General features: G+C 48.6%; 24 protein-coding genes and 1 pseudogene. 18 read left to right on the top strand and 7 right to left on the bottom strand.

The window, feature by feature from the left end; all coding sequences use genetic code 11:
* Positions 1-102: 102 nt before the first annotated feature.
* The 14 genes and pseudogenes from LBCZ_RS04495 (at position 103) to LBCZ_RS04560 (ending at position 15,939) form a co-directional block, all read left to right on the top strand.
* Positions 103-1,293, top strand: coding sequence for a phosphoglycerate kinase (locus tag LBCZ_RS04495; protein WP_025013037.1), 1,191 nt, complete (start codon positions 103-105; stop codon positions 1,291-1,293).
* Positions 1,294-1,371: 78 nt separating this feature from the next.
* On the top strand, positions 1,372-2,127 hold the full coding sequence (gene tpiA, locus LBCZ_RS04500; RefSeq protein ID WP_025013038.1) for a triose-phosphate isomerase: 756 nt from the start codon (positions 1,372-1,374) through the stop codon (positions 2,125-2,127).
* A 48-nt stretch (positions 2,128-2,175) separates the two neighbouring features.
* Positions 2,176-3,480: a phosphopyruvate hydratase gene (eno, locus tag LBCZ_RS04505; protein ID WP_025013039.1), complete on the top strand. Its 1,305-nt coding sequence runs from the start codon at positions 2,176-2,178 to the stop codon at positions 3,478-3,480.
* Between the two features lie 125 nt (positions 3,481-3,605).
* On the top strand, positions 3,606-5,201 hold the full coding sequence (locus LBCZ_RS04510) for a ClC family H(+)/Cl(-) exchange transporter (RefSeq protein WP_191995896.1): 1,596 nt from the start codon (positions 3,606-3,608) through the stop codon (positions 5,199-5,201).
* Between the two features lie 105 nt (positions 5,202-5,306).
* Positions 5,307-5,675, top strand: coding sequence for a hypothetical protein (locus LBCZ_RS04515; protein ID WP_025013041.1), 369 nt, complete (start codon positions 5,307-5,309; stop codon positions 5,673-5,675).
* A gap of 162 nt (positions 5,676-5,837) precedes the next feature.
* Positions 5,838-6,074, top strand: a complete 237-nt coding sequence (gene secG / locus LBCZ_RS04520) for a preprotein translocase subunit SecG (RefSeq protein WP_010489332.1) — start codon at positions 5,838-5,840, stop codon at positions 6,072-6,074.
* Between the two features lie 251 nt (positions 6,075-6,325).
* Positions 6,326-7,061 (top strand): annotated as a pseudogene (locus LBCZ_RS04525) (alpha/beta hydrolase).
* 1 nt (position 7,062) lies between these two features.
* Entirely contained in the window at positions 7,063-9,432 is a 2,370-nt protein-coding gene (gene rnr, locus LBCZ_RS04530) for a ribonuclease R (RefSeq protein WP_025013043.1), read from the top strand.
* A 153-nt stretch (positions 9,433-9,585) separates the two neighbouring features.
* Entirely contained in the window at positions 9,586-10,059 is a 474-nt protein-coding gene (gene smpB, locus LBCZ_RS04535; protein WP_025013044.1) for an SsrA-binding protein SmpB, read from the top strand.
* Positions 10,060-10,551: 492 nt separating this feature from the next.
* On the top strand, positions 10,552-12,297 hold the full coding sequence (locus LBCZ_RS04540) for a glycoside hydrolase family 13 protein (protein WP_025013045.1): 1,746 nt from the start codon (positions 10,552-10,554) through the stop codon (positions 12,295-12,297).
* Between the two features lie 48 nt (positions 12,298-12,345).
* Positions 12,346-14,607, top strand: coding sequence for a glycoside hydrolase family 65 protein (locus tag LBCZ_RS04545; RefSeq protein ID WP_039638843.1), 2,262 nt, complete (start codon positions 12,346-12,348; stop codon positions 14,605-14,607).
* Positions 14,600-15,262: a beta-phosphoglucomutase gene (gene pgmB, locus LBCZ_RS04550; protein WP_025013046.1), complete on the top strand. Its 663-nt coding sequence runs from the start codon at positions 14,600-14,602 to the stop codon at positions 15,260-15,262. The genes LBCZ_RS04545 and pgmB overlap by 8 nt, the downstream gene beginning before the upstream one ends.
* Positions 15,263-15,467: 205 nt before the next feature.
* A complete protein-coding gene (locus LBCZ_RS04555) occupies positions 15,468-15,761 on the top strand; it encodes a hypothetical protein (protein ID WP_225421684.1) in 294 nt (97 codons plus the stop codon).
* A complete protein-coding gene (locus LBCZ_RS04560) occupies positions 15,751-15,939 on the top strand; it encodes a helix-turn-helix transcriptional regulator (RefSeq protein WP_025013048.1) in 189 nt (62 codons plus the stop codon). Before LBCZ_RS04555 ends, LBCZ_RS04560 begins: the two co-directional genes overlap by 11 nt.
* Before the next feature lie 44 nt (positions 15,940-15,983).
* Here LBCZ_RS04560 and LBCZ_RS04565 read toward each other — a convergent pair whose 3' ends face one another.
* The 5 genes from LBCZ_RS04565 to LBCZ_RS04585 form a co-directional block, all read right to left on the bottom strand.
* Positions 15,984-17,225 (bottom strand): MBL fold metallo-hydrolase, encoded by a 1,242-nt coding sequence (locus LBCZ_RS04565; protein WP_039638846.1) that lies wholly within the window; start codon positions 17,223-17,225, stop codon positions 15,984-15,986.
* 223 nt (positions 17,226-17,448) lie between these two features.
* On the bottom strand, positions 17,449-18,762 hold the full coding sequence (locus LBCZ_RS04570) for an ABC transporter substrate-binding protein (protein ID WP_039638848.1): 1,314 nt from the start codon (positions 18,760-18,762) through the stop codon (positions 17,449-17,451).
* A gap of 9 nt (positions 18,763-18,771) precedes the next feature.
* Positions 18,772-19,593 carry a carbohydrate ABC transporter permease gene (locus tag LBCZ_RS04575; RefSeq protein WP_039638850.1) on the bottom strand — a complete coding sequence of 274 codons (822 nt, stop codon included), beginning with the start codon at positions 19,591-19,593 and terminating at the stop codon, positions 18,772-18,774.
* A gap of 15 nt (positions 19,594-19,608) precedes the next feature.
* Positions 19,609-20,502: a carbohydrate ABC transporter permease gene (locus LBCZ_RS04580; protein WP_025013049.1), complete on the bottom strand. Its 894-nt coding sequence runs from the start codon at positions 20,500-20,502 to the stop codon at positions 19,609-19,611.
* Positions 20,492-21,553, bottom strand: coding sequence for an ABC transporter ATP-binding protein (locus LBCZ_RS04585; protein ID WP_010489303.1), 1,062 nt, complete (start codon positions 21,551-21,553; stop codon positions 20,492-20,494). Before LBCZ_RS04585 ends, LBCZ_RS04580 begins: the two co-directional genes overlap by 11 nt.
* Positions 21,554-21,851: 298 nt before the next feature.
* On the opposite strand from LBCZ_RS04585, the gene LBCZ_RS04590 reads away from it, so the two are divergent.
* Complete coding sequence (locus LBCZ_RS04590) at positions 21,852-22,424, top strand: GNAT family N-acetyltransferase (RefSeq protein WP_039638852.1); 573 nt, start codon at positions 21,852-21,854, stop codon at positions 22,422-22,424.
* Between the two features lie 107 nt (positions 22,425-22,531).
* On the opposite strand, the gene LBCZ_RS04595 is transcribed toward LBCZ_RS04590, so the two are convergent.
* Together LBCZ_RS04595 and LBCZ_RS04600 are read right to left on the bottom strand one after the other, a co-directional pair.
* On the bottom strand, positions 22,532-23,038 hold the full coding sequence (locus tag LBCZ_RS04595; RefSeq protein WP_010489299.1) for an LURP-one-related family protein: 507 nt from the start codon (positions 23,036-23,038) through the stop codon (positions 22,532-22,534).
* Between the two features lie 48 nt (positions 23,039-23,086).
* Entirely contained in the window at positions 23,087-23,980 is an 894-nt protein-coding gene (locus LBCZ_RS04600) for a Cof-type HAD-IIB family hydrolase (RefSeq protein WP_025013050.1), read from the bottom strand.
* 118 nt (positions 23,981-24,098) lie between these two features.
* Here LBCZ_RS04600 and LBCZ_RS04605 point away from each other — a divergent pair, with 118 nt between their 5' ends.
* The 3 genes from LBCZ_RS04605 (at position 24,099) to tsaE (ending at position 26,328) form a co-directional block, all read left to right on the top strand.
* The gene (locus tag LBCZ_RS04605) at positions 24,099-24,788 is read left to right on the top strand and encodes a uracil-DNA glycosylase (protein ID WP_010489295.1); all 690 of its coding nucleotides are present in this window, start codon (positions 24,099-24,101) and stop codon (positions 24,786-24,788) included.
* Positions 24,789-24,889: 101 nt separating this feature from the next.
* A complete protein-coding gene (pta, locus tag LBCZ_RS04610) occupies positions 24,890-25,867 on the top strand; it encodes a phosphate acetyltransferase (RefSeq protein ID WP_025013051.1) in 978 nt (325 codons plus the stop codon).
* A complete protein-coding gene (gene tsaE, locus LBCZ_RS04615) occupies positions 25,864-26,328 on the top strand; it encodes a tRNA (adenosine(37)-N6)-threonylcarbamoyltransferase complex ATPase subunit type 1 TsaE (protein ID WP_025013052.1) in 465 nt (154 codons plus the stop codon). The genes pta and tsaE overlap by 4 nt, the downstream gene beginning before the upstream one ends.
* Positions 26,329-26,418: the final 90 nt, after the last annotated feature.

The following is a 26,418-nucleotide window of genomic DNA, read 5'->3' on the forward strand; positions in this document are numbered from 1 at the left end:
AAAAATCAACGCAAACACGATGATTTTTGCCCTTTGCGAGCACCATGGTGGAGGACCTATGTTCATCCATCATCTTTGGGAAAATGAAGGAGGTCAAATCTTTTGGCTAAATTAATCGTTTCAGATTTAGATGTTAAAGATAAAAAAGTTCTGATCCGCGTTGACTTCAACGTGCCGATCAAAGATGGCGTTATCGGTGATGACAACCGGATCGTGGCAGCATTGCCAACCATCCAATATGTCATTGATCACGGCGGCAAGGCAATCTTGCTGTCACACCTTGGTCGGGTTAAGACCGAAGAAGATAAGGCTAAGCTGACGTTGAAGCCAGTTGCCCAACGCTTGAGTGAATTGCTGAAGAAGCCAGTTACTTTTGTACCGGCTACCCGCGGTAAGGAACTGGAAGATGCCATTGCCAAGATGAACGATGGCGATGTGCTTTTGATGGAAAATACCCGGTTTGAAGATCTTGACGGTAAGAAAGAATCCGGCAATGATCCTAAATTAGGCAAGTACTGGGCAAGCCTTGGCGACCTGTTCGTCAATGATGCCTTTGGTACGGCACATCGTAAGCATGCGTCCAACGTCGGCATTGCTTCCAACATGAAGCAAACAGCTGCTGGATTCTTGATGGAAAAGGAAATCAAGTTCTTAGGCGACGCTGTTGATAATCCGAAGCACCCATTCATTGCTATCTTGGGTGGTGCCAAGGTTTCCGATAAAATCGGTGTCATCGAAAACTTAGTGCCTAAAGCTGATAAGATTCTTATTGGCGGTGGCATGACTTATACCTTCTATGCAGCCAAGGGTATGAGCATCGGTAACTCATTGGTTGAAAAAGACAAGATCGACTTAGCCAAGAAGATTATGGACCAAGCCGGCGATAAGTTGCTTTTGCCTGTTGATTCTGTTGTTGCCCCAGAATTTTCAAACGATGCTCCGCATAAGGTTGTTGAAGGCGATATTCCGGATGGCTACATGGCATTGGATATCGGCCCTAAGACGATTCAAGAATTCAAAGATGCCTTGCAAGGTGCCAAGACGGTTGTTTGGAACGGCCCGATGGGTGTGTTCGAAATGAGCAACTATGCTGAAGGTACTTTGGAAGTCGGCCGTGCACTCGGTGATTTGAAGGATGCTACGACAGTCATTGGTGGTGGAGATTCAACCGCTGCTGCCAAGCAATTGGGTATCGCGCCTAAGATTACCCACATTTCCACTGGTGGCGGTGCTAGCCTTGAATATCTTGAAGGCAAGACGTTACCAGGTATCGCAGCCATTTCTGACAAGTAGTTTGTCAGTGATGCTGATCTAACAGTCAATGCCGACACGTGCTGAACGTGTCGGTACATAATGAAAGGAAGCTAAGTCATGCGGACACCATTCATTGCTGGTAACTGGAAAATGAACAAAAACCCTAAAGAGACTCAAGCCTTTTTGGATGCTGTGAAAGGCAAGTTACCTGATGCAAGTAAAGTTGAAACGGTCATTGGCGCACCTGCCATTGATCTGACGACTTTGGTTGCCGGAGCAGAAGGCACACCTTTAAAGACAGCGGCAGAAAACTGCTACTTTGAAGATGAAGGTGCTTATACCGGCGAAACCAGCCCGAAAGCATTAAAGGAAATGGGCGTTGATTATGTCATCATCGGCCATAGCGAACGTCGTGGTTACTTCCACGAAACCGACGAAGATATCAATAAGAAAGCTAAGGCTATCTTTAGGAACAATCTTCTGCCGATTATCTGCTGTGGCGAAAGTTTGACCCAGCGTGAAGCTGGCCAAACCGAAGACTGGGTTGCCTCGCAAATCGAAGCAGCTTTGGCTGGCTTAACCGCTGACCAAGTCAAAGTTTCTGTTTTGGCCTACGAACCAATCTGGGCTATCGGAACCGGTAAAACTGCGACCGCCGATCAGGCACAAGAAGTTGTTGCCCACATTCGTGCGACCGTTGAGAAGTTGTATAATAAAGATACGGCAGACGCTGTTCGGATTCTTTACGGCGGCTCCGTTAAACCAGCGAACGTTAAAGAACTGATGGCTAAGCCTGATATCGACGGCGGCTTAGTCGGTGGCGCTTCGATGGATCCTGAAAGTTTCATCGCCTTGGCTAACTACCAAGATTAATCTGGTTTCTAATATTAAACAGCCTTCTGGCAAAAAGGAGAAGAATATATGTCTATCATTACTGATGTATTGGCACGCGAAGTTTTGGATTCACGTGGCAACCCTACTGTTGAAGTTGAATTGTATACCGAAGATGGCGGTTTTGGCCGCGCATTAGTTCCATCAGGTGCTTCAACCGGTGAACACGAAGCCGTTGAGCTGCGTGATGGTGACAAGGATCGTTTTGGCGGCAAGGGTGTTTTGAAGGCCGTTGGTCATGTCAACAATGAAATTGCCAAGGCTGTGATTGGCCTTGACGTTACCGAACAACGCCTGATCGACCAAACCATGATCGATCTTGATGGTACACCAAACAAAGGCAAGCTGGGTGCCAACGCCATCTTGGGTGTTTCCTTGGCTGCTGCCCGTGCTGCTGCTGATGAAGTCGGCCTGCCATTGTATCAATATCTTGGCGGCCCGAACGCTCATGTTCTGCCAACACCAATGATGAACGTTCTTAATGGTGGCGCACATTCAACTAACACTGTTGACTTCCAGGAATTCATGATTATGCCTGTTGGTGCCAAGAGTGTTCGTGAAGCCGTTCGCATGGGTTCAGAAACCTTCCATGCACTGCAGGCTTTGTTGAAGAGCAAAGGCGACATTACCGCTGTTGGTGATGAAGGTGGCTTCGCTCCTAACTTGAAGGACAACGAAGAAGCCTTCGAACTGCTTGTTGAAGCGATCAAGAAGGCTGGCTACAAGCCAGGCGACGACATTGCTTTGGCCTTTGATGTTGCGGCTTCAGAAATGTATGATGCCGACACCAAGACCTACACAACCAAGTGGTCAAACCCTGACAAGAAGTACACCACCGAAGAATGGACCAACATGATCGATGGTTACATCAACAAGTATCCGATCGTTTCTGTTGAAGATCCTATCGACGAAAACGACTGGGAAGGCTGGCAGACATTCACCCAGAAGATGGGCGATAAAGTCCAAATCGTTGGTGATGACCTGTTTGTTACCAACACCGATTACCTGAAGAAGGGTATCGATATGGGCGTTGCTAACTCAATTCTGATCAAGCTGAACCAAATCGGTACTTTGACTGAAACCCTCGAAGCAATTGAAATGGCTAAAGAAGCTGGCTACACCGCCGTTGTTTCACATCGTTCCGGTGAAACCGAAGACACCACGATTGCTGACTTGGTTGTTGCAACCAACGCCGGTGAAATCAAGACCGGTTCCATGAGCCGGACCGACCGGATTGCCAAGTACAACCAGTTGATGCGCATCGAAGATCAATTAGGTGCACAATCACAATACAAGGGCCGCAAGTCCTTCTACAACGTTAAAGCAATCGACTAATTAATCGCCGTTGCTGTCGTTACGAGCACGTCACTTATGACAAGTGGCGTGTTTTTTTCCTAATTTTTTGAAAGAATGGGATTTTTCTCGTTTCCTTTTAAGGTTTATACTGAATGAATGTTGGCATGGAGGGAAATGTTGTGGCACGAATCATTAAGGAAAAAGAAAAATTCGATATCACCCGATTACGATTTGTCTTGCTGGGATTATTGGTCGGCTTGATGACCGGTACGGTGGTCAGTGCTTTTCGCTACTGTATTGAAGTCGGGTTGCGCGCCAGTCATCAGGTATACGGATACTTACATATGGGGCCGTTTGTCTGGTGGCACTGGGCCTTATTGATTGCCTTTAATCTGGTGCTGGCGGCGTTTGTGGCCCTAATGTTAAAACAAGAACCCTATATTTCCGGGTCAGGCATCCCTCAAGTCGAAGGTCAGCTTGCCGGCGAACTGGAAATGCATTGGTGGACTATCCTTTGGCGTAAGTTCGTTGGTGGCGTTCTCTCGCTTGCTCCCGGTTTGTTTCTGGGTCGTGAAGGGCCTTCGATTCAGTTAGGCGCAGCCGTGGGTCAAGGCTTGGCTGGTGGATTCAAATTGCGCGGAACCGATCGGCGTCTCCTAATTGCATCCGGATCGGCAGCCGGACTCGCAGCTGCCTTCAATGCGCCGATTGCTGGGACCCTGTTCGTGTTGGAAGAGGTTTACCATAATTTCTCGCCGCTGGTTTGGCTGACTGCACTGGCTGGTGCCATTGGATCGGATTTCATCTCGCTGTATGTGTTTGGACTGGTTCCCGTGCTAAATTTGAGTTATTCGCGAAGTTTGCCGGTTACCAGTTACTGGCATTTGATCCTGCTAGGCATTCTTCTAGGGCTGCTAGGCTATTTATACCAGCGGGTGCTTTTATCCATGCCGCGGTGGTATCAACGCTTGACCCACTTACCACGGGTCGTGCAAGGCGTCGTGCCGTTCATCTTGTTGATTGCGGTCGGTTACTTTACCCCTAATCTGCTTGGCGGCGGCAATAGCTTGATTGTCGGCTTTGGCCAGTATGTACCGCCACTTTTGACGTTAGTGGGTATTTTCGCCATTCGCTTTGTTTTTTCCATGATTTCTTATGGCTCAGGGTTGCCAGGCGGTATTTTCTTGCCGATTTTATCGTTAGGGGCGATTATCGGGGCCATTTATGGGGTGGTCATGTATCAGCTGGGCTTGTTGCCGCATGTCTACATCATGAATCTGATTATTTTCTCGATGGCCGGATATTTTGCCGGAATTGGGAAAGCGCCGTTTACAGCGATTTTATTGGTGACCGAAATGGTGGGTAATCTGACCCATCTCATGCCACTGGCGGTGCTGTCGTTGACGGCTTATCTTGTGGTTGACCTGCTTGGCGGTGCGCCGATTTATGAAGCCTTGCTTGAACAAATGACATTCCCCAAGACCGTTGAGCAGCTGCACCAGCCTGATCGACTGGAAATCCCGGTTTTTGTGGGCAGTTCGCTCAATGGTAAGTTGGTGCGCGATATGCCATGGCCAAAAGAGTCGTTGCTGATTGGTATTCGCCGGGGTGAGCGGGAAGTGATTCCCCATGGTGATACATTGATTCGAGAAGGCGATACATTGGTATTGCTGACAGATGCGGCTGAGCGTGTGCGGGTGAAAAAGCGAATCGATGCCTTATCTGCTGCCCTAGCAACGGCGCACAAAACGCGAACGTGATGCCATGTCTGTGAGTCGCATCTTTTAGGTGGCGCCTAATCGGTATGCATGTATAATGAACTTGTCAAAGTGATGGCTATCGTCAACAGAAGGGACTTGATCACCATGAGAACATTTCGCATCGTGTACGCTGTTGCAAGCATCCTACCTGGGTTATTTTATTCGGTTGGTGGCGAACTGGGGTTACTCACATCTTCCGGTGGCGGTTTTGCCAGCTTTATTGTGCCGTTCTTACTGGGATTCGTAGCGAATTGGGGCATGGTTGCACTTGTCGTTGTTGGCGTTATTATCGATGAGCAGATGCGCTGGTGGTATTTAGGTTATCCGATCCTGATGGGTTTGAACATTGGTTTGAATCAAATGTTGCCATTTGGTGTGGCGGATCAGGTAAGCTATTTGATGCCTTTCCTGGTGGCCGTGATCGGTGGCTACATGCTGTACCAGACTTTCAGAAAACATCCCCATATTGCGTGATCGCTGAACGACCATGGATTGCGCGAGTCGCCTACTGGTCTTTGAAATTGGCTGGTTTTAGTGGAATGATGAAAAAGATGACTGAAATTAGCAAAGATTCGCCTTTGCCTTGCTTTTATGCTAAACTACTAGAGTGAGATTTTTCGCAAGGGAGGCAACAACTTGCAAAGTTTATTGACCACATTACTTGTGATCGATTCGATTTTTATCGTGATCGCAACTTTAATGCAACCAAGCAAACAACAGGATGCGTTAAGCGCATTGTCCGGTGGGGCAACCGATTTATTCGGGAAGACCAAATCCCGCGGTTTTGAAGCTTTCATGGAGAAAGTCACCGTTGTATTGGGTGTCATTTTCTTCGGCCTCGCCATCGCGTTGGTCTATCTGGAAGCCCATTAACCAAAGTCTCCTGGAACATTCAGGGGGCTTTTTTTGCAGAAGCATGATCCAACCTGCTTAAACCTGACGTTTACGTGTCTTTGGGAAAGCACTTGGTGGTGTATCGGTGATCTGCAATCATAGTCAGTGGATCAGTTTTGGCTGCATGCATCATTTCGTTTACAGACTAGCAGCTAAAACCAAACGCATTTTTTAAAAAGTCGGCATTCATTCGCCGCATATCATTCATAGGCATAAAGGACGACTTCACCATGATTTTTCGCAAACCGCAACCTTTTGAATACGAAGGCACCGACACAGGCGTTGTTTTACTCCATGCGTACACTGGCAGCCCCAATGACATGAATTTTATGGCCCGAGCTTTACAACGTGCCGGTTATGGGGTGTATGTGCCGCTTTTTGCTGGGCATGGAACGATCGAGCCCATGGACATTTTGACGAAGGGCAATCCAGACATCTGGTGGGCAGAAGCCAGCGCTGCCGTTGCCCATATGACCGCAAAGTACCCCCGCGTGTTTGTGTTCGGCCTGTCGTTAGGTGGCATTTTTGCGGTAAAAGCTTTAGAGAAGTTACCTGGCATCACGGCTGGCGGCGTTTTTTCATCGCCGATTCTGCCAGGCAAGCATCATTTGATTCCGGGATTTTTAAAATATGCCCAGTATATGAATCGCTTGGCCAATAAACCGGATGAAAGTACCCAGATTCTGGCTTACCTACCGGGGCAACTGACTGCAATTGATCAGTTTGCCACCGGGGGTTGCGGCCGATTTGGATCTAGTCAAGCAACCGACTTTCATTGGTCAGGCCGGTGAGGACGAATTAGTGGATGGTCGATTGGCGTACCAGTTACGCGATGCTTTGATCAACGCGGCCCGCGTGGATTTTCACTGGTACGACGGGGCCAAGCACGTGATTACCGTTAATTCGGCTCACCATGCACTAGAACAAGACGTTATTGAATTTATGCAACAAGAAAACGAGGGATAGCATGACCACAGTTGGCCATATTCGTAATGAATTATTAGCAACATTTCGCAGGAATCCGAAGATTGATTATTCGGTTCAGACACTTAGCTGCGCGTTGAAATTAAATGAAGGCGCGGATTTTAAAGTGCTGGTACAGGCATTAAATGGTATGGAAAATGACAATCTGATCCACGCCAATCATGAAGGCCGTTATGCATTGGGTGGCACGCCTAAAGTTTTGACCGGTGTCTTCCATGGTAATGAAAAAGGTTTTGGTTTCGTTGCCGTTGAAGGTTTGGATGATGATGTTTATGTGCCATCTACTAATACGGATTTTGCCTTGGATGGCGATACGGTTGAGGTTCGCATTGTTCGTGAAGCGCGGCCAAACGATTCGCGCGGAGCAGAAGGCGAAATTACTAAGGTTGTTCGGCGCAGCCTGACGACCTTAGTTGGCGAGTTCAAACCTTTTTCCGATAAAGATCGGGCCAAGTCCGGTTTTATTGGCATGGTTGTCAGCCATGAAAAGAAGCTGAAGAATTATCCGGTTTATGTCAAGGATACCGGGACGATCCCGCAACTCGGCGATATGACAGTGACGGAGATTACTGAATTTCCGACTGAATACCATCCAAAATTAATGTACGGCATGGTGGTGGAAACACTAGGGAATAAGAATGATCCCGGCGTGGACATCATGTCATTGGTCCTGCAAAATCACATTAAAACCGAATTCCCGGATGAAGTGATGGATCAGACCAATGCCATTCCGGATCACGTGACGCCGGAAGAACGCGTTGGCCGCAAAGATATCACCGATCAGGCAGTTGTCACGATTGATGGTGATGACAGTAAAGACTTTGATGATGCGGTGGTCGTTTGGAAACTGCCAAATGGCAACTTCCATCTTGGCGTCCACATTGCCGATGTTTCGCATTATGTCACGGAAGGGTCCGCCTTGGATCAGGAAGCATTTGACCGCGGCACCAGTACGTATTTGGTCGATCGCGTGATTCCAATGTTGCCATTTCGGTTGTCCAATGGTATTTGTTCGTTGAATCCGGGTGTTGACCGCTTGGCGATGTCTTGTGACATGGAAATCGACCACGAAGGCCATGTGGTGAGTCACGAGATCTATCAAAGTGTCATCAAGAGCCATGCCCGCATGACGTACAACAATGTGAACAAAATTGTGACTGACCACGACCCGGAAGTGATGGCCGAATATCAGGAACTCGTGCCGATGTTTGAAGACATGGTCGAATTGCATCAGATTCTGTATAAAATGCGGCATGCCCGCGGCGCGATTGACTTTGAAGAAAATGAAGCCAAGATCATTGTGGATGATATGGGCCACCCGACCGATATCGTGTTGCGGGAGCGTGGCGTTTCTGAGCGCATGATTGAATCCTTCATGCTTGCAGCCAACGAAACCGTGGCAGAACACTACAATAAAGAACATTTACCATTCCTCTACCGTGTCCACGAAACTCCGGATGCTGATCGGGTAAAGGAATTCATGGAGTTCATTGCCAGTTTTGGGATTACGGTACCCATGAAAAAAGGTAAAGAGATCACACCAAAACAGCTACAAGACGTTGTTACCGATGTTACCGGAACACCAGAAGAAGCGATGGTCAACGTTAAACTGTTGCGGAGTCTCAAACAGGCGCGGTATTCACCAGATCCACTTGGACATTTTGGCTTGGCAGCGAAGTATTACTGTCACTTCACCAGTCCAATTCGGCGGTATCCTGACCTCGTTGTGCATCGCTTGATTCGCGATTATGCAACGGAAGGCGCTGGCGATGACGTTCAAGCTTCGTGGAATAAGAAGCTGCCTGACATTGCGACGCAAGCGTCTATGGCCGAACGGCGGAGTATTGACGCTGAACGTGCTGTTGACGACCTGAAGAAAGCCGAATACATGGCGGACAAGGTTGGCGAAGAGTTCGACGCTGTTGTCAGTGGGGTGACAAGCTTCGGTATGTTTGTGGCCTTGCCTAACACAGTCGAAGGCTTGGTTCATATCACACGGATGAGCGACGATTATTATTCCTTTGTCGAAAGTCAGATGGCCTTGGTCGGTGAACGCACCAAGCGAACTTATCGTGTCGGCCAATCTTTGCGGGTCAAACTGGATAACGTCGATATTGATCAGCAGCAGGTGGACTTTTCACTTATCCCGGATGACAAGACGCCGACGAGTGATTTAGGCAAGCTGGTCAAAAAAGATGACCGGCGCGATCGCCGCTCGAACGGCAATCGGCCAAGTTTTGGCAATGGTAACCGGGGCGGCAATCGTAATCAGCGCAATAATCAACGCCCGCGTAAACCGGCTGGGGCACCGCATCAAGGGAAGCATTATAATGCTAAGCGTGGCGCTAAGTAGGGCTGGTATGCGATAACGCGCTCCCCGGCGCAGAGATCTGCGTGTAAGGACCTTGGTCGCAATGGCCTAAGTTCGGGCCATCACGCCCAGGGCCGCTTACACTCCGACCCCTAAGCGCGCCAGCTCGCGCTCACACAAAGGAAGGGTGGTTTAATGGCTAAGAAACATCGACAAGAACCTGATAACCTGCTCGCCCAGAATAAAAAAGCCGGACATGATTACAACATTCTTGATACCTATGAAGCTGGTATTGCACTGACGGGAACCGAAATTAAGTCTGTGCGGGATGGTAAGATCAATTTGCGGGATGGTTTTGCCCGTATTCGTAATAATGAAGCATGGCTTGAAAATGTGCATATTAGCCCTTACAAGGAAGGTAATTTGTTTAATGCTGATCCGATGCGCAATCGCAAGCTGCTGTTGCACAAGAAAGAGATTCGCAAGCTTGGCCAATTGACAGCGCGCCAAGGCGTGACGCTTGTGCCCTTGCGGATGTATCTGAAACATGGCTATGCAAAAGTACTGATAGGCGTCGCTGAAGGGAAACACAACTATGACAAACGTGAAACCCTGAAGCGTAAAGATCAAGAACGTGAAGTCCAACGTGCCTTGAAAGCTCGTTATTAATTGAATGCATGCACTAAAAAATAGGAGCTGGGTCATAATTCACAGCCACAATAAAGAAGTGAACATACTCGGCAATGAGTTGTGTTCACTCTTTTTATTTTCCTGAGTTATTCAAGATATGAGTGCCAAAGCGGAGCAATCGTAGGCCAGAGGGGCTCAGCTGTGAAATTGTACTAGCCGGGTGCTCTTCCCGGCGTAGTACAAGGCCGAGCTTTGAGACTCAGCGGGCTTTGCTGAGGCTCAAAGTCGTGCCCACAGCGTTCCAGCCCCCTCTGGCCGGAGATTGCGGAGATTGCGGAGTTTGGCACGACTCGGGACTCATTGCCTAAGCTTTTTGCGATGATCGGGGACAGCAAAAGGTAAAACAGCATGCGGATTGATTGAGTGTGCTGCGTGAAGGCTGTATGATCGCCGTATAGATATCAAATCGTATGGCTCAAACCAATGCGGTGAATTTTTAACACAGGAGTCAGTTCAAGGAGGGGTTGCGGCATGAATTTGGCGGCTTTAGCACATCGACCGGAAAGTGAAGATAGCTTTTTATATACGGATAAGACACTTCATCTGCGTTTTCATACTGCCCGCGAGGATGTCGCAAAGGTGACGGTTCTGTATGGCGATCCGTATTGGCGCATTCCCGATGCCCATGGCGATGATCAGCTCGTCTATCAGCGCGAAACAATGACGCTTTTAGGCACCGGGCAAGTGTTGGACCATTGGGGCGTGACGCTGGAGGCGCCTTATCGTCGACTGCAATACTTGTTTGAAGTGACTGGCCAAGATGACACGGTATGGCTGTACGGCGATCGTGGCCTGCGCAAAGATAGCGCGGACGCACGGCATGAGGCTGAAAACTATTTTCGGATGCCTTATTTTCAGGCGATTGACCGCGTCAAAACGCCTGACTGGGTGAAGACGACTGTGTGGTATCAGATTTTTCCTGAGCGGTTTGCCAATGGTGATCCTAATAACGATCCAGATGGTACCAAACCATGGCACCCGACGGATCATCCTGGACGAGAGGATTTTTATGGCGGTGATTTGCAAGGGGTGCTGGATCATCTTGATGATTTACAGGCTTTGGGTATCAACGGGTTATATTTTTGCCCGATTTTTACTGCTACTTCGAATCACAAATATGACACGATCGACTACCTGAATGTGGATCCTGCATTTGGCGATAAGGCGTTGTTGGCTAAATTGATTCACGCGGCGCATCAACGCGGCATGCGGGTGATGTTGGATGCGGTGTTTAATCACATGGGTTATGGCAGCCTGCAGTGGCAAGACGTATTGCGCAGTGGCGAAAAGTCCCGCTTTGCGTCATGGTTTCATTTGCATCAAACCCCGGTGACGCCTTTTCATAATCCGTTAAAGGGTGAAGGCCAACCACAATATGATACGTTTGCCTTTGAAGAAAAAATGCCCAAATTAAACACTGCCAACCCGGAAGTTCAGGACTATTTGTTGATGGTGACGACGTACTGGATCAAAACGTTTGATATTGATGCTTGGCGCTTGGATGTTGCCAATGAAGTGGATCATCACTTTTGGAAAAAGTTCTATCAAGCCGTCACAGCAATCAAACCGGATTTTTATGTGCTAGGTGAGGTGTGGCATCGCAGTCAGCCTTGGTTAAACGGTGACGAATTTTCGGGGACGATGAATTATCCCTTCACGCAACAGATTGAAGATCACTTTTTCAAGCGGCGGCGAACGGCTGCAGAAATGGTTGCCTTGTTGACGGATCAATTGATGCTGTATCGCGATCAAACCAATCAGGTGATGCTGAACATGTTGGATTCCCATGACACGCCGCGGATTTTGACGTTGGCACACGGGGATGAAGACTTGGCGTTGCAGGCACTGGCATTCACGTTGATGCAAACCGGCAGCCCTTGCCTTTATTATGGAACCGAAATGGGCATGTCCGGTGGGGCCGATCCGGATAACCGGAAGCCGATGGACTGGACTAAACTGGGTCAGCCGATTTGGAAAAGGGTAGCCGCACTGGTTCATTTTCGCCGTCAGCATGCAATAACGCTTGGGGCCGGTACGACAAGGCTAAGTGTGACTGATACCGGTTTGATTAAAGTGGTTCGGCAGGGGCGCGAGATGCTGACGGGCTATTTTAATACCACGGAGCAGCCAGTTGCCGTCAATAGGGAGGCTGTTTTCGCGCAAGGATTTGTGGATGGTCAGTTGGCGCCTAAAGGATTCATGGTTGTCGCGGGTTGATGACAAATTGACAGTTGCACGTTCAATTTGCATAGAGAGGGCAAAAATTTGAAACGATTATTTGAAATTGATCCTTGGCTGGTTGCCACGCATCATTTGGATAAGGTTGATCGGCGGTTGCAGGAAAGTATCACGGCGGTCGGCAATGGCTATATGGGCCTCCGTGGCAACTTTGAGGAAGGCTATAGTGGCGATTCACTTCAAGGCACTTACTTAGGCGGTGTCTGGTTTCCGGATAAAACCCGGGTTGGCTGGTGGAAAATCGGCTATCCTGAATATTTTGGCAAGGTGATTAATGCACCGAGTTTTCTGGGGATCGGAATTACGGTCAATGGCGAGCAGGTGGATTTGGCAACCAGTCAGTATCGAGATTTTTATCTTGCGCTGGATTTGCATCAGGGCTTGCTGACACGGCGTTTTGTTTACATTGGCGATGGTGTTGAGGTGCGGTTTGAATTTGCCCGGTTTTTAAGCCAAACGATTAAAGAAGCGGCGTTTGTGAGCGTCAAGGCTACAGTGTTGCGTGGGCATGCTGCGATAACGTTTAATGCATCTTTGGATGGTCAGGTCACCAACGAAGACAGCAATTATGATGAGCGTTTTTGGGTGCCACTGCATGAAGATGCGGGTGCCAAAAGCATTCAGCTGCAAACAAAACCTAATCCTTACGGGGTGCCGCAGTTTACTGTTTTGCTCAAACAACAGTTGCGCGTGAATGATCAGCCGGTAAGCGGTCAGGTCGCCACAACAAGCGGTCAATTACATGAGCAGGTGACGGTGCAGTTAGCGGAAGGCCAGAGCTATCAACTGGAAAAAGACACGATTGTGGTCACCAGCCGTGATGTTGCACCAGCGGCCCAAGCAACGGCGGCGGCTCAGCTGATGAAGCAAGTAAGCGCCCAAAGCTTTGCAGCGCATTTGGCTGCGCACACTGCCCGCTGGGACCAGCGCTGGGCTAAAAGTGATGTCGTGATCGAAGGCGATCCGGCCGCCCAACAAGGCATTCGGTTTAATATTGCCCAGCTGTTTATGACTTATTACGGCGAAGACAAGCGACTTAACATCGGGCCAAAAGGATTTACTGGCGAGAAATACGGTGGGGCGACGTACTGGGACACGGAGGCATTTATCGTGCCAATGTATTTGGCTGTGACCCCGCCGGAAGTGACGCGGGCATTACTGCAATATCGGCATGACCAGTTGCCAGGGGCGTTTCACAATGCTCGGCAACAAGGCTTAGCTGGCGCGCTCTATCCAATGGTGACGTTTAATGGCATTGAATGTCATAACGAATGGGAAATTACGTTTGAAGAGATTCACCGCAACGCTGCCATTGCATTTGCGATTTATCAATACACGGCTTATACCGGCGACGAAAGTTATGTGAAGCATGATGGTCTGGAAGTGTTGGTGGGGATCGCGCGCTTTTGGGCGGATCGGGTTCACTTTAGTCAGCGCACCCAACAATACATGATCCATGGCGTGACCGGCCCCAACGAGTATGAAAATAACGTGAATAACAACTGGTACACCAATACCATGGCCGTGTGGGAGTTGCAGTATACGTTAGAACGGCTGGCAAAAGGCGATGCCGATGTCGTGACTGCCCTTGCCGTGACCGAGCAGGAAAAGCAGCATTGGCAGGCGATTATCGACCATATGTATTATCCGACCGATGATCAATTAGGTATTTTTGTGCAACAGGACAACTTCCTGGATAAGGATTTGCGGCCTGCCAGCACGATTCCGGCAGATCAGCGGCCGATTAACCAGCATTGGTCATGGGATCTCATTTTGCGCTCACCGTTCATCAAACAGGCCGATGTGTTACAAGGCTTGTATTTCCTGAATGATCGCTTTACCAAGGCGGAAAAAGAACGCAACTTTGACTTTTACGAGCCGCTCACGGTTCACGAAAGTTCGCTGAGTCCTTCTATTCATGCAGTATTGGCAGCTGAACTCGGCAAAATCGATAAGGCAACTGAACTTTACGCCCGCACTGCCCGATTGGATCTGGATGATTACAATCACGATACGCAAGACGGCCTGCACATCACGTCCATGAGCGGTAGCTGGCTGGCAATCGTGCAAGGCTTCGCAGGCATGCGCTACGATCATGATCAGCTGCGGTTCCACCCCCAGTTGCCGAAAAATTGGCACCGATATCAGTTCAAACTCAATTATCGCGGGCGCTTATTAGCCGTTGATGTCGGGCAAAAGGTCAATGTCTCACTAATGGCCGGGCCGGCGTTGGATATTATCATTGATGGCAAAACGGTGCACTTGGAAGTGGAGGATGCCCATGCTTAAAGGTTTTATTTTTGATTTGGACGGTGTTTTAACCGACACGGCAAAGTACCACTTAGCGGCGTGGCATGAGTTGGCTGAGCGGCTGGGCATTCACTTGCCGCCTGAAGCAGATGCGGCGTTACGCGGCCGCGCGCGCATGGACTCGCTTGAACTGATTTTGCGGTACGGCCATCAGGAACGGAATTATGATGAGGCGCAAAAGGTGGCGCTGGCGGAAGAGAAAAACCGGCGCTACCGGGCATTAGTTGCGTCCATCACCTCCGCAGATATCTTACCGGGGGTCCCGTTGCTACTGGAAAAGGCCAAGCAACACCGTTTGAAAATGGCGATTGCTTCGGCATCTAAAAATGCCCCGATGATTTTGCAGCGACTGGGCTTAGCTTCACAGTTCGATGCCATTGTTGACCCGAGAAGTCTTCATCATGGCAAACCCGATCCGGAAATTTATATCAAAGCCCAGCAGTTGTTGCGGTTGCAAGCCGCTGAGGTCATCAGTTTTGAAGATGCACCGATCGGCATTGCGGCGATCAAAGCGGCTGGCCAATTTGCGGTGGGCATTGGGGATGCGGACAAGTTAGCCGCGGCCGACTATCGCGTGTCAACGACGGATCAGCTGGATTACGATCGTATTGTGGCGGCGTTTGAACGGCGGTAATGAGCGTAATAAGAGCTTTATTGAAAGGATCGGTCAGTGACTGGTTCTTTTTTAATTTGGCATTAGTGGGTTACTGGTTTAAATGCTGCGGGGATCATTAAATGGTTTATGTTTGAAGTCAAAAACTTTTGACATCTATTTTGAGTGGTATATAATCGTGATGTAAAAAGAATTTGACATTAAGGGGGTGGCTTCCTTGAGAAAAATGGATGAAATGGAGCGTAAGTTTGCTGACCGCTCAATTAGAATTGCTTACCTGATGATGTTTTTAATGCTGTGGTCTAGTGGAATCTATGAACTAATTCGAACCGGACAGACTAACTTTGATTTCTTTGTGGTCAATGTTGTTATGGTTGTTCAAATTGCCAGTTATGAATGGTTCAAGCATCATGCTGATCAAACAGATAAAGGACCAGGCCGGGTTTTATATCTAACAATTGCACTAGTGGTGATCATCCTCACGCTTGGATTGCTCTTTTTGGTGTTTCATGGAAAATAAAATCCGCACCCTCCGAACCCGGCAAAATCTGACTCAGCAGGAACTGGCCGATGCCGTTAACGTCACACGCCAAACCATTAACGCCATTGAAAACAATAAATATGACCCGACACTTTCCTTAGCCTTTGCTTTAGCCAAGCAGCTACAGACAACGGTAGATGATCTATTCCAGTATTAAAAAAAACAGGTTGCAAAGTGTTCTTGCAGCCTGTTTTTTGCTAACTATTCTTCTTCAGTTAAAGGATCGAAATCGTAATACAAATCCTTTTCCGGCAATAGAACATCGGCATTTGTCTGGGCATCAATCGCGTCAGCCTCGCGTTCGGGATGGAAGCTATGCCACGGCACGACGACACGCGGGTTGACTTCTTTGACTAGTTCAATCAAATCTTCCCGAGCGGCGTGGCCTGAGGCGTTCATGAACACTAATGGAATCTGGTGGTCAGCTAGCCAATCTTTTAGCTGGGTAAACCGCGGATCATAGTCGCCCAGCGGTTCACCGTTGCTGTGAACGTACGCGCTGATCGGTAAGTTGGCTAGTGAGGCCAGATTTGCAAAGCTGTTTTGAAGAACGTAGCGTTGCGGTTGCTGGGCAATGTCAGTCAGCTGGATCGTTTGGCCGAGAATGGCATCGGGTTGCGTGCCGGTCATGGTTGTTAAAATGGCAGCTTCATTTGGCTCCCAAACCATTTGCCGACCATTGACATGAGCCGAGGCTTGGAACGCCGCTAAGCGCTCGTAATTGCGATTGTAAGGGTTGATGACCACAAGTTGAGAGCTATCCGCCAATAATTGCTGAAACTTGGTCTGCAGGCTCATTTCCGTCAATGGCACACTGGGATGATTCTGATCCTCAACAGGAATGGGCGTGTCAAACGAAAAACTAGTGCCTTCCAGCATCAAAAGACTCACTTTTTCTTCCTTAAACCGTTTTGCCCATGCGTGAACCCGATCAGCATGCGGGCCGTTGAGCCGGACATCGCCTGAATGCGCAAAGCGGTGCGCACCGTCATCAATCAGCAACGCCATGACGCCCGGCTCGTCGTGATCGCTGTGAAACCCAGTGACCGTCAGATCGCCAACCGCAAGCGGAGTTTCAAAGGCGAGCGGATGCAGGTTTGCAACCGGCTTTTCGATACCCAACTGAATGAGCAGTCGATAGAGGCGGTAGGACGGTTCCGAAAGATAAATCGGGATGTTTTTTTGCAAGTACTGCAAAGCGCCCATGTGATCAATATGCAGATGGGAGATAAAAATTGCTTCGTCGGAAAAATGATCAGGTTGATTGAAAAAGAGTTTCGGCACATGCGGCAGTTTTCCCTGCTCGAGGGCCGAAGCTACAGTTTCCTGGCTTAAATCAGCCGCAACCCCAAAGTCCATGATGACCCGGCTGGTTTTAGTGGCAAACTCGACAATATTTCCGCCAATGGTATTTAACCCATTTAAAAAGCGAATTGTAGTCACGTGATTTCCTCCAATGTCTCGTCAATATTTTTGAGAACATTAAATCGTACTCCGCGGATGTTTGAAAAGCAAATAAAGAATTTCATTTGAGCAATCATAGCGGGCAGGTATCGCTTGAAACAAATCGACCCCAGAGACGCGGTGCATCTCTGGGGTCGATCATGTCTGGCGCTATTTAAAACAATGCTTAGCTTCAATCATCTACGCGAATGATTGAGCTGCTTTACTTATTTGTCTTGATAATGGTTTCAGCTTGGCCTTGCAAGGTCTTTAATGCCTGTTCCGGCTTTTCGTGTTTCGTTAGCATGGCATCAACCGCGTTCAGAAGATCGTTACGATATTCCGAGAAGCCGATGAATGCCGTGGACTGGAAACCGAAGCCGAGGGAATCAACAGCAGCCTTGCTGGTTTCGTTTTCATTCAAATACTTCTTGAAGTCAGCTGATTGAACCGCGGACTTACGCAGCGGAACATAACCGGTCAACTGGGCCCACTTGGAAGTTTCCTTTTCAGATAGCAGGAACTTCATGAATGCCCAAGCACCTTTTTGCTGGTCGGTTGAAGCGGACTTGAAGAGGACGATGTCATTACCGGCGAGTTCGGTCGCTTTCTTGCCTTTGTAGCTTGGCAGCGGCATGGTGCCCCACTTGAAGTCTTTAGGTGCATTTTGCTTCATGTTCGTGATTCCGGCACTTGAACCCGCATAGAAGAGAGTTTTACCGGAAGTGAAGTTCTTGTCGCCGTAAATATCTTCACCTGCAGTTTTGGCTTCACCATTGTTGACCATGTCCATGATGAAGTTGGCGGCGGTGATGGTCTTCTTGCTGTCCAAGTTGGCTTTCAATGGCTTGGCGGAAATGAGCGGATTGCCGGCTTGACGGGCTAAACCTTCGAATTCCATATCGAAACTCTTGTCAAAACCAATCGCGGCAACGCCATCAGCCTTCAGCTTGTCGGCATCTTTCTTGATGTCTTCCCAACTCTTAGGCTTGTCGATGTTGTACTTCTTCATCAGTGCTTCATTATAGAAAAGGATTCGGGTTGATTTGGAGAAAGGTACACTGTAGTACTTGCCTTGATACTTCGAGCTTGACAGGAAGGCTGGATAAATATCCTTCAAGTCGCTGGCACTCATCTTGTTGTCACCCTTCAGCATGTACTGATCGAGTGGGGTGATAAAACCGTTTTTAACGTAATCAGGAACGGTCGTGTAAGTGGTCTGGGCAATGGTTGGCAGGTTGCGTGACTTGGCCGCAGCCATGATCTTTTGCTGCAGAGCCGTGTAGTTACCTTGCGCGGTTCCGACCACCTTGTATTGCTTTTGACTCTTGTTGAAATCGGTAATGATCTGGTTGATGGCTTTTTGGTAAGGACCGTTCATGCCATGCCAGAAGGTGATGGTGACACGTTTGCCTGAATCGCTCTTAGTCGTGGAACTGGATTTGCTGCTGTTGCTACCACACGCGGTCAAGACAGCAACCAGTGTGATCGTCAGCATTGCAAGTAAGACTCGTTTTACCCAATTTTGCTTTTTCATTTTGATAGATTATCCTTTCAATCCAGCTTTAGAAATCCCAGCAATAATGTACTTCTGCAAGAAGATATACAAAATGACCATTGGAATGATGACGAAAGTAGAAGCCGCCATCAAAAGTTGATATTGTGTGCCGGCATCGGTCGTGAAGGCCTGCAAGCCGACTGGCAGGGTCCGCATCTTATCGGAGTTGGTGACGATCAACGGCCACATGAAGGCGTTCCATGAACCGATGACTTGAAGGACGGTCACCGCCGTGATGGTGGACTTGCTCATCGGGACAAGCACCTGCCATAGATATTTCCAATCCGAGGCGCCATCGATTTTGGCAGCGTAATAAATCTGATCCGGTGTGGATTGGAATGTTTGACGCAACGTGAAAACTGTAAAGAAACTAGCCAACCATGGCAGAATCAACGCGCCGTAGTGGTCGATTTGCCCTAAGTGTGACAGGGTCACAAAGTTAGGAATGATCAGCATTTCCCCAGGAATCATCATCGTTCCCAAAAAGATGATGAACAAAATATTTTTGCCGTAAAACTTCAGCCGTGCGAAGGCGAATGCGGCAAGAATACTGGTGAAAAGCTGGCCGACCGTGGTGACGACTGTGACGATAATACTGTTAATAAAGTACTGACCAAACGGTGCTTCATTCCATGCCTTGACGTAATTGCCCCACTGGAGGGACTTGGGAATCCAGATCGGCGGTACCGCAATGGTTTCCGGTGCTGTTTTCAATGACGTCGAGATCATCCATAAGAAGGGGATCAGCATGGTGATGGCCCCTAAAATAACGATCAGATAAAGTAAAACCTTACTGAGCTTTTTAGCCATTTTTTGCTTCCCCCCTTAATAGTGAACGTGCTTGCGCGAATACCACAACTGCACGAGTGTCACGAGCAAGATGAGGAAGAAAAGCACAACGCCTGATGCCGCGGCGATCGGATACTTATACTCGGTGTAAAACTTCTGGTACAAGTAATACACAATCGTCAAATCGGCCTTACCCGGTCCCGGTGTTCCTTGGAACAAGGCAAAGATTTCATCGAAGACTTTAAAGCTACCGATAATCCCATTGACCGAAACCAGGAAGGTAATCGGCGAAAGCATCGGAATGGTGATGTTCCAGAATCGTTGACGAGCATTCGCACCGTCGATTTCCGCCGCTTCATAGTAGCCATGATCAATGTTGTTCAAGCCAACCAGGAAGAGAATGATGTTAAAACCAAGACTTTTCCAAATACTCATAATGATCAGCGCCAGCAAGGCATAGTGCGGGTCGGTCAGCCAGTTAATCGGATGAACACTAAACCAACTCAAGAAGTAATTGACCAGGCCGTAATTGCCATGAAACATCCAGTTCCAGACCATGGCAATGGCGACGGTACTGGTAACGAACGGCAAGAAGTAGACAGTTCGGAAAAAGCCGGAAATGATCTTGACCTGATTCAGCAGCAACGCAATGATCAGCGACAGAATGACCGTTATCGGCACCACGCCAACTACAAAGACCAAGGTATTGCGGACGGCAAGGTGAAAATCCGGATCATTCCAAAGATAGACGAAATTGTCGAATCCCCAGCCGCTGACCTTATCCGTGTAAAAGTCATACTTGGTGTAAAGGCTCATTAAAAAAGAATTGATGATCGGCCAGATGTTAAAGGTAATGGTAATGACGAGCATCGGCAGCAAATACAACGCTGCCTTGGCTGTCGATTTTAAGCTGGCTTTTTCATTTAGCATGACTTTCACCACCAAAAATCAAGGCGCCAGACTGATCAAAGAGAAAAAATCCTGATTTGGTGAGATAAAAATCCAACTCCGGTTGACTACCGGAAACACCGGCCATTTCGGTCGACAAGAGATGTTCACCGTTGTAAGTAATATTGGCGGTGGCTTCCCGGCCATATTTAGAACTTTGGGTAATCTTGCCATGGAGTTTGGCCAACACATTCTCACCGGCATCGTAAGGGATGAGTGCCTCACTGCGAATGCCGGCGGTTTCGGCCTGCTTCAAGATATCTTCCGGAACGGCTCCTGCAAGATCGGCAGCTAAGGCCTGTGCCGGAATGGTGTTAATGACAGGTTCGCCGATAAACTTAGCTACAAACAGGTTATTAGGCTGATCGTAGAGTGTCTGCGGTGAACTGAACTGCTGAATCGACCCATTGGCCAGAACCATGATATTGTCGGAAATATGCAAGGCTTCATCCTGGTCATGGGTGACGAAGATGGTCGTAACGCCGGTTTCGCGCTGAATTCGGCGAATCTCTTCCCGCATCTCGATTCGCAGCCGCGCATCAAGATTGGAGAGCGGTTCATCCAGCAACAATAGGCTTGGTGATTTGGCCAGCGCCCGCGCAATAGCGACACGCTGCTGTTGGCCGCCAGACAAGGCACCCGGTTTCTTGTCAAGCTGGTCTTCGACATGGACCAACTTGGCAAGATCCTTAGCTTTAGCGTGGCGCTCGGCCTTGCTGACTTTAGCCATTTTCAGCGGAAAGGCGATATTGTCTAACACTGACAAGTGCGGATACAGACTGTAGTTCTGAAATACCATGCCGACTTTACGGGCTAAGGCATCTTTTTTGGTCACATCGGTGTCACCAAAAAAGATTTGCCCAGCAGTAGGGGACAACAACCCTGAAATCAAATTCAACGTTGTGGTTTTACCGCCGCCGGAAGGACCCAGCAGGGAAACCAGCGTGCCGTCGGGAATGGTAAAATTCAGATCCTTCAGGGTATCTGTCTTGCCATCGTAGGACATCGTGACGTCCTTGAAAGTAACTTTCAACCCAGTACGCTCCTTCAAATAGTTTTCTGCTCCTCACCTCCGTTCGTCGGTCCCGCATGGTTTGCCAAACAGGGTCGCGCCAAAAAGAAAATTGGAACAAGATATTGCGTTGTAGCTATACCACTTGACTATATCTAGTAGGCAGCAAGCCAACACAACTCTTCACATATTTTAACCCAGAACGGCGGAAAATTGGACTTATTCGCTTAAAAACATTTGATTAATGATTCGGAAGCGGTAACACGCGAACGTTCGCTTTTTTTGCTATAATAAACAACATGAAAAAGGAGCGATTTTTGTGATCATACGTCCAAGTAAACCTGCGGATGCTGCTCAAGTAGCACCACTAATTGATATTGTTTTTACCGAAATGGAAATTCCACAACTGATGCGCGTGCCGAAGAAGACGCTTTATGCAGTATTGCAACAGGCATTTCTTCTGCCGACTTATCGCTACGGCTATCCCCAGATGCTCGTGGCCGATCAAAATGGCAAAATTGAAGGCATCGCAGTCGGATATCTGCACGAACAGGAGGCACACATTGATGACGCCTTGCAACCGTTATTGCCAAAGCTGGGCTTAACGCCACAATCCTCGCTGTTTACGGATACGGAAACTTACCCGGGAGAATGGTATCTGGACACGCTGGCAGTGGCGCCGAGCGCTCAGGGTCATGGTATTGGCACAAAATTGTTGCAAGCCGTTGATCCGGTTGCGCGCGCCCGCAAAGCGGATGTTGTCAGTTTGAATGTTGACCAGCAAAATCCGCGCGCCAAGAAACTATATGAACGCAATGGCTTTGTCAAAAAAGGTGAACTCATGATCGGCAGTCATCGTTATGATCATATGGTTCGGCCGGTGGGTGAGTAGCGGCTGAGATTTGCGGCAGAGACACAATGCACTAAACAAATAGACATCAGAGATGCGTTTCCTTCTCTGATGTCTATTTGTTTGAGGAGCTTTTTTAAACCCAGACGCTAATCCGGAAAGTCCAGGCCGTACTCGTAACGTTTGAGCGGATCGGCCACGCCGACGTGGCGGAAGCGATCGAGGATGGCGGCTAGCAAAATGGCGGCTGGAATGTCACGATTGTTAGGAATGGTTAGCTTGACGATCGCCGGGGCAACTTCTTCAGCACTGAAAATCGTTTTAACGCCGTGGAAGACCTGGTAATGGTTATTTAAGAGATTCCCCATAGCCACCCAGTTGAGTTTTGAAATAAAAATAAATTGATGCCAGACGCCGAACATTTTTTTGACGCTGGCAACATTCCGGTTGGCGATGTACAGATCATATCGCGGGAAAACACTAACCGTTTTCTGCCGGATCGAACCTAACGGGTTGCCACTGAGCGTATTCAAATCGAAACCACCGTTAATGAGACCGTGACGGGCGGTCAGAATGTAGGCAGGCTTACCATTGTCGGTTTTGACCACACTAAGACTGCCGGTACTCAATGCATTGATGTCAAGATATAACGCCATTTGCTAACCTCCCTTGAAGGCTTGCATGATGTGGTTCAGCTGTCAATCCTAGAAACGCGCGTTAGTTGCTTCCGCTTTATTGATCCGAATGGCTTTGCGAATCGCCTCGGCAACGCCATTTTCGCCATTGGTGCCGGTTGTACCCCAGGCTAAGTCGGTGATTTCAGGGATCGCGTTGCCCATTGCGATGCCGTATTTGGCCATTTTGATCATGCTGGCATCATTCAGATTATCACCGATGGCCATGACCTCATCCATTGTGATGCCTTTTTGTTTGGCATAAGCTTCAACCGCATAACCTTTCTGCGCCTTAATATTGTTGACTTCAATATTGTTAACGGAACTGGATGTGACACTTAATTTGCCGGTCGCTTTAAATACTTTAGCCGGGGCCTTTAAAATGTCAGGTGTTTCGCCGGTGTAAGCGATGATTTTCATAATCTGAATCGTCGGATCGTCCAGTAATTTTTGATAGTCATCCACATAATTAATATTCATGATTTCAAACCGGGCAGCCGCCAAAGCAACGGCGAGCTTGTAAGTGGTATCAGGGTTGAGATCGACTAGCAAGTCTGCCACGTTCTGAATGCGCTTAACCCGACTGTCGGAAAAGACGCCTTTGTTAGTTGTGATTTCAAAGTAGATGTCGGCTGCTTGTAAAGTATCGATAACGTACTGGCTTAAATCATCGGCGATAGGGATGGTGACAACCGGTTTGCCGACCTCGTCAAAAACCATGGCGCCGTTTAACGTGATGAACGCGGGCTTTAGCTGCTGTGCCGCCAATAATGGCTTGGCTTCGGTAACACCGCGCCCGGTGGCAACCATGAACTCGATACCAGCGGCTTGTGCTTCACGAATGGCCTTGGCATTTTCGTCTGAGACTTCCATTTTGTCATTCAAAAGCGTGCCATCCATGTCTGATGCAATAAGTTTGATCATATTACTGTTCCCTCCGGTTTGTCATGGTGCGATTACGTCCTTAATTTTAGCATGAAAAGCGCTTGCCCGGTAGCAAACGCGCAGGGATTCTTGTACACTATTTGCGGAGGTGCAGCTTTTGAAAACATTAATACATAATGATTGGCAGACGGTGCTGGAACCGATTTTTGAAAGTCCCGAGTATGCCCGGCTGCATGAGTTCTTAAAGGAAGAATACACGACCAAAACGATTTATCCGGAAATGCATCACATTTTTCAGGCATTCGAATGGACGCCATTTCATGATGTCAAAGTGGTCATTTTGGGACAGGATCCGTACCATAATCCGCATCAGGCGGTGGGGGCGAGTTTTGCCGTGGCGCCTGGTGTGGCATTGCCGCCGTCGTTGCAAAATATTTATAAAGAATTACAAAGCGATTTAGGCTATCCGCCGGTACATCACGGGTATCTGAAGGCATGGGCCGATCAAGGGGTCTTGTTGCTGAATGCGGTCTTGACCGTGCAGGCAGGCCGGGCTTATTCCCACCAGAATCATGGTTGGGAGGAGCTGACCGATGCAGCAATTGCGGCTTTATCTGCGCGTGGCGGGGTTGTGTTTATTTTGTGGGGCAATGCTGCCAAGAAGAAAGCTGCGTTGATTGATACCAGCAAAAATGCGATCATTGCCTCTGCCCATCCCAGTCCGTTGTCGGCATCTCGCGGCTTTTTCGGCAGCCGACCATTTTCCCGTACCAATGAAGCATTGAAGAAAATGGGCGAAACGCCGATTAATTGGCAACTGCCAGAAACCGTGACTGCGGCGAGTTAATCAAGTCACGCAAAGTGTTTTTCCATTGTCTTCCGCTGGTCACGACCCGATAAAAACGGTATGATGTTAAGGAATAAAGCGCTTTTATGGAGGGATAAGATTTGGATTTATTTGAAAGCTTAAAAGACAAGATTAACGACAAGCATTTGCGCATTGTATTTCCGGAAGGCGAGGATCCGCGTGTTCTAGGAGCCGCGGTACGACTGACCGCCGATGGATTGGTGCAGGCGATTGTACTGGGTAACCCTGAGAAAATTCATAACCTGGCAACCGAAAAAAGCTGGGATTTAAGCAAGTTGACGGTTCGCGATCCTGAGCATGATGATCTTCACACCAAGATGGTGACCGCGTTCGTTGAGCGGCGGAAAGGCAAGGCAACCCCTGAGCAGGCGGAAAAGATTGTTCAGGATGCCAATTATTTTGGCACCATGCTCGTTTACATGAAAGAAGCAGACGGCATGGTTTCCGGTGCGGTGCATTCAACGGCTGATACCGTGCGGCCGGCCTTGCAAATCATCAAGACTCGTCCTGGCGTTCATCTTGTTAGCGGTGCGTTTATCATGCAGCGTGGCCGGGATGAACGATACTTATTTGCGGACAATGCGATTAATATCGATCCGGATGCCGATCAACTGGCAGAAATCGCGGTTGAATCAGCGAAAACGGCGGCTTTATTCGACATCGATCCACCGCGGGTTGCTTTGCTGTCATTTTCGACTAAAGGAAGCGCTAAGGGACAACAAGTGGACAAAGTGGTGGCCGCAACCCAGAAAGCTCACGAGCTGGCACCGGATTTGGCATTGGATGGTGAGTTGCAGTTTGACGCGGCGTTTGTCCCGACCGTTGCTAAGCAAAAGGCGCCGGAGTCCAAAGTTGCCGGTGAAGCCAATGTCTTTATTTTCCCGGAATTGCAATCCGGCAACATTGGCTACAAAATTGCCCAGCGGTTTGGCGGCTTTGAAGCCATCGGCCCGATTCTGCAAGGCTTGAATCAGCCGGTTTCCGACCTCAGTCGTGGCGCTAACGAAGAAGACGTCTACAAGTTGGCCATTATTACAGCGGCCCAGGCCTTGCTATGACAAGCTTGAAAAAAGATTTTACCAGCGAAGCCGAACTACAGGCATTCGCCGCTTCGCTAGGTCCGCATTTACAGACAGGGGATGTCCTTCTCTTGGATGGCGATCTTGGTGCCGGCAAAACCAGTTTTACCAAGGGTCTGGCTAAGGGTCTAGGCATTACGGATTATGTCAAAAGTCCGACGTTTACGATTATTCGCGAATATCGTCACGGTCGGCTGCCACTGTATCATATGGATCTTTATCGCTTGGAAGATGGTGGTGCCGAAGATCTTGGACTTGAAGAATACTTTGAAGGTGACGGCGTTTCAGTCGTTGAATGGCCGGATTTTCTGGGTGCAAGCGAACCCGAAGCCGATTTGCTGGTGCACTTTCAAAAAGATGAGCAGTCGGATACAACCCGTCATCTTGAATTTGTTCCCCAGGGTAAGCGCTATGAAACATTGCTTCAAAGCTTAAAATAACTTTGGCGGCACCGATTTTTATTTCAATTTCAACCAAAATAGCACTAAGACCAGTGGTGGCTCTAGTGCTATTTTTAGTGTAACAGGTTA

The organism is Lacticaseibacillus casei DSM 20011 = JCM 1134 = ATCC 393, from assembly GCF_000829055.1.
In the GTDB taxonomy this organism is placed as follows: Bacteria; Bacillota; Bacilli; order Lactobacillales; family Lactobacillaceae; genus Lacticaseibacillus; species Lacticaseibacillus casei.

Bases quoted from the DNA above. Each gene is read 5' to 3' on its own strand.
- LBCZ_RS04570 (WP_039638848.1), bottom strand. From the start codon at position 18,762: ATGAAAAAGCAAAATTGGGTAAAACGAGTCTTACTTGCAATGCTGACG.
- LBCZ_RS04595 (WP_010489299.1), bottom strand. From the start codon at position 23,038: ATGGCGTTATATCTTGACATCAATGCATTGAGTACCGGCAGTCTTAGT.
- LBCZ_RS04600 (WP_025013050.1), bottom strand. From the start codon at position 23,980: ATGATCAAACTTATTGCATCAGACATGGATGGCACGCTTTTGAATGAC.
- smpB (WP_025013044.1), top strand. From the start codon at position 9,586: ATGGCTAAGAAACATCGACAAGAACCTGATAACCTGCTCGCCCAGAAT.
- rnr (WP_025013043.1), top strand. From the start codon at position 7,063: ATGACCACAGTTGGCCATATTCGTAATGAATTATTAGCAACATTTCGC.
- LBCZ_RS04510 (WP_191995896.1), top strand. From the start codon at position 3,606: ATGGAGGGAAATGTTGTGGCACGAATCATTAAGGAAAAAGAAAAATTC.
- LBCZ_RS04515 (WP_025013041.1), top strand. From the start codon at position 5,307: ATGAGAACATTTCGCATCGTGTACGCTGTTGCAAGCATCCTACCTGGG.
- eno (WP_025013039.1), top strand. From the start codon at position 2,176: ATGTCTATCATTACTGATGTATTGGCACGCGAAGTTTTGGATTCACGT.
- LBCZ_RS04560 (WP_025013048.1), top strand. From the start codon at position 15,751: ATGGAAAATAAAATCCGCACCCTCCGAACCCGGCAAAATCTGACTCAG.
- LBCZ_RS04555 (WP_225421684.1), top strand. From the start codon at position 15,468: ATGGATGAAATGGAGCGTAAGTTTGCTGACCGCTCAATTAGAATTGCT.
- LBCZ_RS04540 (WP_025013045.1), top strand. From the start codon at position 10,552: ATGAATTTGGCGGCTTTAGCACATCGACCGGAAAGTGAAGATAGCTTT.
- pgmB (WP_025013046.1), top strand. From the start codon at position 14,600: ATGCTTAAAGGTTTTATTTTTGATTTGGACGGTGTTTTAACCGACACG.
- tsaE (WP_025013052.1), top strand. From the start codon at position 25,864: ATGACAAGCTTGAAAAAAGATTTTACCAGCGAAGCCGAACTACAGGCA.
- LBCZ_RS04575 (WP_039638850.1), bottom strand. From the start codon at position 19,593: ATGGCTAAAAAGCTCAGTAAGGTTTTACTTTATCTGATCGTTATTTTA.
- tpiA (WP_025013038.1), top strand. From the start codon at position 1,372: ATGCGGACACCATTCATTGCTGGTAACTGGAAAATGAACAAAAACCCT.
- LBCZ_RS04580 (WP_025013049.1), bottom strand. From the start codon at position 20,502: ATGCTAAATGAAAAAGCCAGCTTAAAATCGACAGCCAAGGCAGCGTTG.